General features: G+C 73.3%; 7 protein-coding genes. 5 read left to right on the top strand and 2 right to left on the bottom strand.

Annotated features, from left to right (window positions below; all coding sequences use genetic code 11):
• Nucleotides 1–148: 148 nt before the first annotated feature.
• Entirely contained in the window at nt 149–898 is a 750-nt protein-coding gene (gene cobF, locus MFF13_RS24515) for a precorrin-6A synthase (deacetylating) (protein ID WP_147832407.1), read from the top strand.
• Nucleotides 899–960: 62 nt separating this feature from the next.
• A complete protein-coding gene (locus tag MFF13_RS24510; RefSeq protein ID WP_147754704.1) occupies nt 961–2,598 on the top strand; it encodes a DEAD/DEAH box helicase in 1,638 nt (545 codons plus the stop codon).
• Between the two features lie 251 nt (nt 2,599–2,849).
• Here the strand turns inward: MFF13_RS24510 and MFF13_RS24505 are convergent, their stop codons facing one another.
• Together MFF13_RS24505 and MFF13_RS24500 are read right to left on the bottom strand one after the other, a co-directional pair.
• Nucleotides 2,850–3,341 carry a hypothetical protein gene (locus tag MFF13_RS24505; protein ID WP_238273188.1) on the bottom strand — a complete coding sequence of 164 codons (492 nt, stop codon included), beginning with the start codon at nt 3,339–3,341 and terminating at the stop codon, nt 2,850–2,852.
• Nucleotides 3,342–3,420: 79 nt separating this feature from the next.
• On the bottom strand, nt 3,421–4,566 hold the full coding sequence (locus tag MFF13_RS24500) for a sensor histidine kinase (RefSeq protein ID WP_147754711.1): 1,146 nt from the start codon (nt 4,564–4,566) through the stop codon (nt 3,421–3,423).
• 209 nt (nt 4,567–4,775) lie between these two features.
• On the opposite strand from MFF13_RS24500, the gene MFF13_RS24495 reads away from it, so the two are divergent.
• From MFF13_RS24495 to MFF13_RS24485, 3 genes are read left to right on the top strand one after another with little or no spacing between them, the layout of a single operon-like run.
• Nucleotides 4,776–5,285, top strand: a complete 510-nt coding sequence (locus tag MFF13_RS24495; protein ID WP_147754712.1) for a (2Fe-2S)-binding protein — start codon at nt 4,776–4,778, stop codon at nt 5,283–5,285.
• A complete protein-coding gene (locus MFF13_RS24490) occupies nt 5,282–6,379 on the top strand; it encodes an FAD binding domain-containing protein (RefSeq protein ID WP_147828847.1) in 1,098 nt (365 codons plus the stop codon). The genes MFF13_RS24495 and MFF13_RS24490 overlap by 4 nt, the downstream gene beginning before the upstream one ends.
• On the top strand, nt 6,372–8,627 hold the full coding sequence (locus tag MFF13_RS24485; protein ID WP_147754765.1) for a xanthine dehydrogenase family protein molybdopterin-binding subunit: 2,256 nt from the start codon (nt 6,372–6,374) through the stop codon (nt 8,625–8,627). The genes MFF13_RS24490 and MFF13_RS24485 overlap by 8 nt, the downstream gene beginning before the upstream one ends.
• Nucleotides 8,628–8,685: the final 58 nt, after the last annotated feature.

Raw genomic sequence — 8,685 nt, 5'->3', positions numbered from 1 at the left:
CGCCCGCGCGGGCGTCCCGGCATAGCGCGTCGACCTGCGTCGCCGTGCAGGTGTCGCCGAGGTCGGTCAGGTCGAGCAGCGCGAGAGCGCGCCGGGCGGTCGAGGCCGAGTTCAAGGTCGGTTCGGGCATAGTGGAATCCTTGAGCCCATGCGGACCCTGCGTGTCATCGGAATCGGCACCGGCGACCCGGAGCACCTCACCCTTCAGGCGGTGCAGGCGCTGGCCGACGTCGATGTCGTGTTCGTCCTCGACAAAGGGGCCGACACGGACGACCTCGTCGCCCTCCGCCGCACGATCTGCGCCCGGCACATCCGGGACGACTATCGCCTGGTCGTGGCGCAGGACCCACCACGCGAGCGCCGGCCTGCGGATTACGCGGCCACGGTCGAGGCCTGGCACGCAGCCCGCGCCGACCTCCTCGGCGGCCTGATCGCGGCGAATCTCGGGGCAGGGGAGGTCGGCGCCTTCCTGGTCTGGGGCGATCCGGCGCTCTACGACAGCACCCTGCGCATCCTGGAGCGCATCCTCGCCCGCGACGCGGGCGCCTTCGCCTACACGGTGATTCCCGGTATCTCCAGCGTGCAGATGCTGGCCGCCGCCCACCGCATCCCGCTGAACCGGATCGGCGGCGCCGTCCACATCACCACCGGACGGGCGATCGCCGACGGCCTGCCGGAGGGCGTCGGCAGCGTGGTGGTGATGCTCGACGCCGACCCGCGCTTCGACCACCTCGATCCGGACCTGACAATCCATTGGGGCGCCTATCTCGGCTCGCCGGACCAGCTCCTGATCGCCGGCCGGCTCGGCACGGTCGGCCCGGAAATCCGCCTCCAGCGCGCCGCCGCGCGCTCGCGCCACGGCTGGATCATGGACGTCTACCTGCTGCAGGCGCCCTGATCCGGGGCGGGCGCGGCGAACGGGCCACGGACGCGTCCGCCTGCGTGCGTTAGAGCCAGCTCATGCTGACCTTGCGACCCTACCAGCGTGCCAGCCTCGATGCGCTTGCCGCCGCCTGGAGCGGGGCAGGGGGGCAGCCTCTGCGTGCCGGCCTGATCGTGCTGCCGACCGGCGCCGGCAAGGCGCTGGTGATCGCGGCGCTCGCGCGCGAGACGCTGCAGGCCGATCCCCTCGCCCGCATCGTCGTCGTCACCCACAGCCGGGAGCTGATCGCCCAGAACTTCGCCGAGCTCACCGGCTACTGGCCCGAGGCGCCGGCGGGAATCTTCTCCGCCGGCCTCGGGCGGCGGGAGGCGGCGGCGCAGGTCCTGGTCTGCGGCATCCAGTCGGTGGCCGACCGGCTCGACGCGATCGGCCCGCGCGACCTCGTCGTCGTCGACGAGGCCCATCTGATCCCGCGCTCGGCCGAGACCCGCTACGGGCGCTTCCTCGCCGGCCTGCGGGCGCTGCGGCCGGAGCTTCGCGTCGTCGGCTTTACCGCGACGCCCTACCGGCTCGACAGCGGGCGCCTCGACGAAGGCGCGGGCCGGATCTTCGAGGGTATCGTCTACGAGGTCGATGCCGGCGACCTGATCGGGCAGGGTTATCTCTGTCCGCTCCTGTCGAAGGCGACCCTGACCGCCCTCGACGTGGCCGGCGTGGGCAAGCGCGGCGGCGACTACATCCCGAGCCAGCTCGAGGCCGCGGTCAACCGCGAGTGGATCACCCGCGCCGCGGTCGAGGAGATGGTCGGCTACGGCCGCGAGCGCCGGGCCTGGCTCGCCTTCTGCGCCGGGCTCAGCCACGCGGACGCGGTGCGCGACGCGATCCGCGTGGAGGGCTATTCCTGCGAGGCGATCTCCGGCGAAACCCCGCGGCGCGAGCGCGACCGCATCGTCGCGGCCTTTCGCGCCGGGCGGATCCGCTGCCTGACCTCCGTCGGCGTGCTCGCCACCGGCTTCAACGTGCCGGAGGTGGATCTCATCGCCCTGCTCCGCCCGACGCAGAGCACCGGGCTCTACGTGCAGCAGGTCGGGCGTGCCCTGCGGAACGCGCCGGGCAAGCGCGACGCGCTGATCCTCGACTATGCCGGCTTGGTGCGGATGCACGGCCCGGTTGACGTGGTCACCGCGCGCACCGCCGCCGCGGTGAAGGGCAGGGAAGGGCTGGCGCGGGCCAAGCCCTGCCCCGGCTGCGGCGCGCTGATCGCGCTCAACGCCTCGACCTGCGAGCCCTGTTGGATCGAGCCGGAGGACGCGGAGGATGTCGCCCGGCACGAGGCCGCAGCCGACGGCGAGCTGCCGATCCTGTCGGAGCGCGCGGACGGCTGGCAGGCGGTCTCGGATTGGCGCGTCGAGCGCGGGGCGGACGGCCTCGATATCGTGCTGCGCTGCCCGGCCGGCACCCACCGCATCCGGCTCGCGCTGGAGCGGACGGGATTCGCCCGCGACAAGGCGGTGCAGTGGTGGCGCGGGCTCGGCGGCGGCCGCGCCGCGCCGATGGACGCGGCCGAAGCGCTGGAGCGCCGCGACGAGCTCGTTTGCCCGGCGGCGATCCGAATCCGCCCGAGCGGCCGTGCCTCGGAGGAGGTGGCCTGCCGCTTCGCCGACGGGCGCGTCGTCTCCGACATCCGCCGCCTGGCGGACGCGCTGGCCGCGTGACACAGGCGAGGCCGGGGAGGGGGCTCGGACCGCCCTCGCCCGCCGCTCGTCGGACGATTTCGATGCTGACCGGTCACGGAGACCGTTTCGGCTGGCATGCCAGATGGGTTGGGAGGGGGCGAACACCCCATCACCTCAGCATATCGCCCCTCTATGTTCCATAATATATCTTATGCGAATGACGGAAGTGCTATTGGAGGGCAGGTTTCCGCCCCCGTTTCGGCGCCGATTCCGTCGGCCGGCGGCGGGGTTCAGCGCACCGTGACGCGCACGTCGGACTCGTAGCCGGTGCCGTCCGCGTTGATGACGAAGATGCGGAAGGTGTCGACGCCCTCGAACCCCTCCTCCGAGGTGTAGGTCAGCTTCACCCCCGGCACCTTGCGGGCGTTGCAGGCGGCCAGCGTCGACCCGACCCCGTAGCGGGGAAACGAATCCGCCGGCGCGACGTCGATCGCCCCGTGCCGGGGCTGGTCCAGGGTCCGGATCACCACCGGGCCTTGCGAGGAGCAATCCGGGAACAGCGAGGTGAAGAACGCGATCGTGCGGGCCTCGCCCTTGGGCACCACCCGTGCCATCGGAAACGAGGCCGGAGGCGGGGGTTGGGGCGAGGGCGGCGGCGGCGCGGCCGGGGGAATCGGGTCGGCCGGGGCGCCGAGCGCCGGGAGCGCGGCGGCGACGAGCGACAGGGCCGCCAGGGCGGCGATCGGTGCCGGAATCGGCGGAATGATTGGGAAGCGGGGCATGGCGTCTCCTCGTATCCGGCTCGCAAGGGTTTCGGCGCATCACGCATGACGGGCCGGCGCGATGCAAAGCGGAGTCCGCTCACGCCTCGAGCGGGATCTCGATGCGGAAGCGGGCGCCCTGCCCGCGCGGGGTCGCGACCCGGGCGTCGAGCTGGCGGGCGAGGTTCGTGATCACCCGCATGCCGAGGCTGCGCGAGGCCCGGCCGATGTCGAAATCCGCCGGCAGGCCGACGCCGTCGTCCGACACGTCGAGGACGAGCATCCCGCCGGCGCAGGCGGCGCCGACGCGCACCTCGCCGGTCCGGTCCGGGTAGGCGTACTTGATGGCGTTGGTGACGAGCTCGTTGACCATCAGTCCCATCGGGATCGCCCGGTCGGCCGAGACCCGCAGCGGTTCTGCCGCGCACAGGATGCGGTGGCTCGGCGCGCTGCCCTGGAGGTTGGCCGCCAGCGTCTCGAGGAACTGCCCGAGGTCGATCTCGCCCGGCGTGGTGTCGCCCTGGCGCCAGAGCTGGTCGTGGACCCCGGCGATGGCCTCCACCCGGGTGCGGGCGTCGATCAGCGCGTCGCGCACCGGGCCCGCGTCGGCGTTGCGCGCCTGGAGCGCGAGCAGGCTCGCGACGATGGCCAGGCTGTTCTTCACCCGGTGGCTCATCTCGCGCACGAGCAGGTCCTGCCGCGTCAGAGCCTGCCGGAGCAGCCCTTCCGTGCGCTGCCGCTCGATCGCGCCGCCGAGCAGGTTGGCGAACCCCTGCATGAAGGCGATGTCGGCCTCCGTGAACATGCCCTCGCGGGTGTCGTCCACCTCGAGCACTCCGAAGGCGCCCTCGCGGTTCTCGATCAGCACGTTGATCGCCCGGCGGATGCCGTGCTCGGCCATGATCTGCGGCGTGCGGAAGCGGGCCTCGTTCTCGAGGTGGTTGGAGATCACCGGCCGGCCGGTCTTGAGGGCGAAGCCCGCGGGCGAGGCGAGGTCGGCGCCGACGCGGGCGCTGCCGACGACGTTCGGCCCCCAGCCGACGCCGGCGCGCACCAGCAGCATGTCCTCGTCGTGCAGGTGCTCCAGCGCCTTGCAGAACTCGGCGCCCATGCCCTCGGCGCAGAGTTCGGTCGCCCGCTGCAGCAACCCGTCGACGTCGTCGCCGCGCAGGGCCTCGACGCCGAACTCGGACAGGATGGCCTGCTGGCGGAGGCGGTAGGTCAGGTCCGGGTGGTGATCGCTCATGACCGGGGCAGGGTAGCAGGGATGGCCGCGGGAGGCGACGCGTTCCGGTCCCCCTACCCGTTCCGTCCTCGCCTTCGTGCCCCCCCGGCGCCCTGCCCCGCGCCCTAATCAGCACCTTGCCTGGCGACCTGCGATTGCAGGTCCACTGGCCTTTGCGCGGCGTGGTCCTATCTGGTTCGGTTCCAAGCTGCGCCATGCCCGGAGACCGCATGATACCTCTCAGGCTCACCGTGAACGGCACGGCGCGCGAGGTCCTCCTGGAGGATCCCCGCGTGACCCTGCTGGACCTGCTGCGCGAGCGCCTCCATCTCACCGGCTCGAAGAAGGGCTGCGACCGCGGACAGTGCGGCGCCTGCACGGTGCTGGTCGACGGCCGGCGGATCAACGCCTGCCTCGCGCTCGCGATCAGCCTCGACGGCGCCTCGGTCACCACGATCGAGGGCCTGGCGGACGGTGATCGCCTGCATCCGGTGCAGGAGGCCTTCATCGCCCATGACGGCTTCCAGTGCGGCTTCTGCACGCCGGGCCAGATCATGAGCGCGGTCGGGCTCATCGCCGAAGGTCAGGCGGGGACCGATCCCGAGCGGATCCGCGAGGGCATGAGCGGCAACCTCTGCCGCTGCGGCGCCTATGCGGGCATCGGCGACGCGGTGCTGGCCGCCCAGACCGCCGGCGACGGCCAAGCCGCCGGCGTGATGATGCGGGAGGACGCGGCGTGAACCTGTTCGACTACACCCGTCCCGCCAGCGTCGCTGAGGCGATCGCGGCGGCGCAGGCCCCCGGCGCCGCCTATCTCGGCGCCGGCACCAACCTGCTCGACCTGATGAAGGGCGGCGTCGTCACGCCGGCCCGCCTCGTCGACGTCACCCGCCTCCCCGGCCTCGACCGCCTCGACGTCCTCGACGACGGCGGCGTGCGGGTCGGCGCGCTGGTGCGCAACAGCGACCTCGCCCACGATCCGCATTTCGCCAAGGCCTATCCGGCGGTGGCCGAGGCGCTGCTGTCGGGTGCGTCGGCGCAGCTGCGCAACGCCGCGACCGCCGCCGGCAACCTGATGCAGCGCACCCGCTGCCCCTATTTCGCCGACGCCACCTCCCCCTGCAACAAGCGCACGCCGGGCTCGGGGTGTGCCGCGCTCGGTGGGGCGACGCGGCTGCACGCGGTGCTCGGCTGGAGCGAGCACTGCATCGCCACCCACCCGTCCGACTTCTGCGTGCCGCTGGCGGCCCTCGACGCCGTCGTCGAGATCGAGGGCGCGGCGGGCCGGCGCGAGGTGGCGCTCGAGTCCTTCCATCGCCTGCCCGGCGACGCGCCGGAGCGAGAGGCCGACCTTGCGCCGGGCGAGCTGATCACCGCGGTGCGGCTGCCGCCGGAGGCGGCGGGGTTTGCGGCCCATTCCCGCTATCTCAAGGTCCGCGACCGCACCTCCTACGCCTTCGCGGTGGTCTCTGCGGCGGCGGGCCTGCGCCTCGACGGCGACCGGATCGCCGAGGCCCGCCTCGCGCTCGGCGGCGTCGCGCTGAAGCCGTGGCGGGCGCGCGAGGCGGAAAGCCTGCTCGCCGGCCAGGCGCCGGACGGGACCATGTTCCGGAAGGCCGCCGACGCGGCGCTCGCCGGCGCGACGCCGTCGGGCGAGGCCAACGCCTTCAAGATCGAACTCGCCCGCCGCATCCTCGTGCGGGCGCTGACGCTGGCGGCCGCCGGCACGCCGGAGCGCCTGCCGGCGCTGCCGGCCTCGCCGTTCGCCGCCACTTTCGCCGCCCCCTCCCCTTCGTCGGCGGCAGCCGCCCCTGCAGGAGCCGCCCATGGCTGAGATCGCACTGACGTCCGCGCCGCAGCGGGCCCGCCACGGATCGAGCATGGGCCAGCCGCTCACCCGGCGCGACGGGCCGCTGAAGGTCACCGGCCGGGCGACCTTCGCCGCCGACAACGTGGCGGCCGGCACGCTGCACGCCGCGCTCTGCGCCGCGCGGATCGCCCGCGGGCGCGTCACCCATCTCGACGTGGCGGCGGCGGAGGCCCATCCGGGCGTCGTCGCGGTGATGACGCCGGACAACGCCCCGGCGCTGGCCCAGCACCCGGACGACAAGCCCCACGGCTTCATCTTCCGCCTCGACCTGCTGCAGGATTCCGCCGTCCGCTACGCCAACCAGCCGATCGCGGTGGTGATCGCCGAGACCCTTGAGGCGGCCACCGAGGGCGCGCGCCTGCTGAACCCGCGCTACGAGGCCGAGACGCCGCGCATCGGGCTCGACGCCGAGCCGCCGTTCACGCCCCCCGGCATCGGCGTCGGCCAGCCGCCGGAGGAGACCCACGGCGACGTCGAGGCGGGCCTCGCGACGGCCAGCCGGCGGATCGCGGCGACCTACGCGACCCCGGCCCAGTACCACAACGCCATGGAGCCGCACGCGGCGGTGGCCTCCTGGGACGGCGACCGGCTGACGCTCCACACGCCGAGCCAGGGCATGGCGATGGCGCAGGGGCGCCTCGCGGGGCTGTTCGGCATCCCGCCGGAGAACATCCACATCGAGAGCCCGTTCCTCGGCGGCGGCTTCGGCTCGAAGGGCCTGATCTCGGGTCCGCAGATCCTCGCCTGCATGGCCGCGCGCCTCGTCGGCCGGCCGGTCAAGCTCGTGCTCGCGCGCTCGCAGATGTACGGCCCGGTCGGCCACCGCGCCGAGACCCGGCAGAGCTTCCGCCTCGGCGCCGACGAGGCCGGCAAGCTCACGGCGCTGGAGCACGAGACGCTGACCGCCTCGAGCCGGTTCGACGACTTCTTCGAGCCGGCCGGCGGCGTTTCGCACACTCTCTACGCCAGCCCGGCCATCGCCGTCCGGCACCAGGCCGTGCGGGTCGACACCGGCACGCCGCTGTTCATGCGCGCCCCCGGCGAGGCCGCCGGCAGCGTCGCCCTGGAAAGCGCGATCGACGAGATGGCGCTGGCCTGCGACATGGACCCGCTGGAATTCCGCTTGGCGAACTATGCCGAGGTCGAGCCGATCTCCGGAAAGCCGTTCTCGTCCAAGGCCTTGCGCGAGTGCTACACCCGCGGCGCCGAACGCTTCGGCTGGTCGGCGCGGCCGAAGGCGCCGCGGCAGACCCGCGACGCGAACGGCCTCCTCGTCGGCTGGGGCATGGGCACCGCGACCTTCCCGGCGCTGATGTTCGAGGCGCAGGCGAAGGCCGAGCTGCGCGCCGACGGCACCGGTACGATCGAGGTCGGCGCCCACGACATGGGCCAGGGCGCCTGGACGGCGCTCGGCCAGATCGCCGCCGACGGCCTCGGGATCGGCCTCGACGCGCTCACCTTCAAGATGGGCTCCTCGGACCTGCCGAACGCCGGCATCGCCGGCGGCTCGGCCCACACCGCCACCGCGGGCGGAGCGATCCACGCGGCCGGCCAGGCGGTGGTGGCGCAGCTCGCAGAGCTGGCCACCAACGACCCCGCCTCCCCGCTCTACGGGGCCGGCAACGCCGGGTTCGTCGCCCGCGACGGCCGGCTCTTCCGCCGCGACGACGAGAGCCGCAGCGAGGTCTACGCCGACATCCTGGCGCGTGCCGGCCGCGGGAGCCTCACGGCCACCGGAAAGGCCTCGACCGACCCGGCCGCCGCCAAGACCTACGCCATGCACGCCCACGGTGCGGTCTTCGCCGAGGTGAAGGTCGACCCCGACCTCGGCCAGATCCGGGTCACCCGCCTCGTCGGGGCGTTCGCGGCCGGCCGCATCGTGAACCCGCGCCTCGTCACCAGCCAGTATTACGGCGGGATGATCTGGGGGATGTCGTTCGCGCTGCACGAGCACGCGGCGATGGATGCCCGCACCGGCCGCTTCCTCAACGACAACCTCGGCGAGTACCACGTGCCGGTGAACGCCGACACGCCGGCCATGGAGGCGATCCTGGTGCACGAGGACGATTCCCACGTGAACGCGCTGGGCATCAAGGGCGTCGGCGAGATCGGTATCACCGGCTCGGCCGGCGCCATCGCCAACGCAGTCTGGCACGCCACCGGCATCCGGGTGCGCGAGATCCCGATCACGCTGGACAAGCTGCTGGGCTGAAGGGCGGAACGGGGTTTCTGGGAACGTCTCCGCGCATCCCCTCGCCCCTCGCCCCTCG

It is taken from the genome of Methylobacterium cerastii, assembly GCF_022179125.1.
GTDB lineage: Bacteria > Pseudomonadota > Alphaproteobacteria > Rhizobiales > Beijerinckiaceae > Methylobacterium > Methylobacterium cerastii.
The sequence above is the reverse complement of the archived record's forward strand: the minus strand, read 5'-3'. Positions and strand labels throughout refer to the sequence as shown.

Bases quoted from the DNA above. Each gene is read 5' to 3' on its own strand.
- cobF (WP_147832407.1), top strand. From the start codon at position 149: ATGCGGACCCTGCGTGTCATCGGAATCGGCACCGGCGACCCGGAGCAC.
- MFF13_RS24510 (WP_147754704.1), top strand. From the start codon at position 961: ATGCTGACCTTGCGACCCTACCAGCGTGCCAGCCTCGATGCGCTTGCC.
- MFF13_RS24505 (WP_238273188.1), bottom strand. From the start codon at position 3,341: ATGCCCCGCTTCCCAATCATTCCGCCGATTCCGGCACCGATCGCCGCC.
- MFF13_RS24500 (WP_147754711.1), bottom strand. From the start codon at position 4,566: ATGAGCGATCACCACCCGGACCTGACCTACCGCCTCCGCCAGCAGGCC.
- MFF13_RS24495 (WP_147754712.1), top strand. From the start codon at position 4,776: ATGATACCTCTCAGGCTCACCGTGAACGGCACGGCGCGCGAGGTCCTC.
- MFF13_RS24485 (WP_147754765.1), top strand. From the start codon at position 6,372: ATGGCTGAGATCGCACTGACGTCCGCGCCGCAGCGGGCCCGCCACGGA.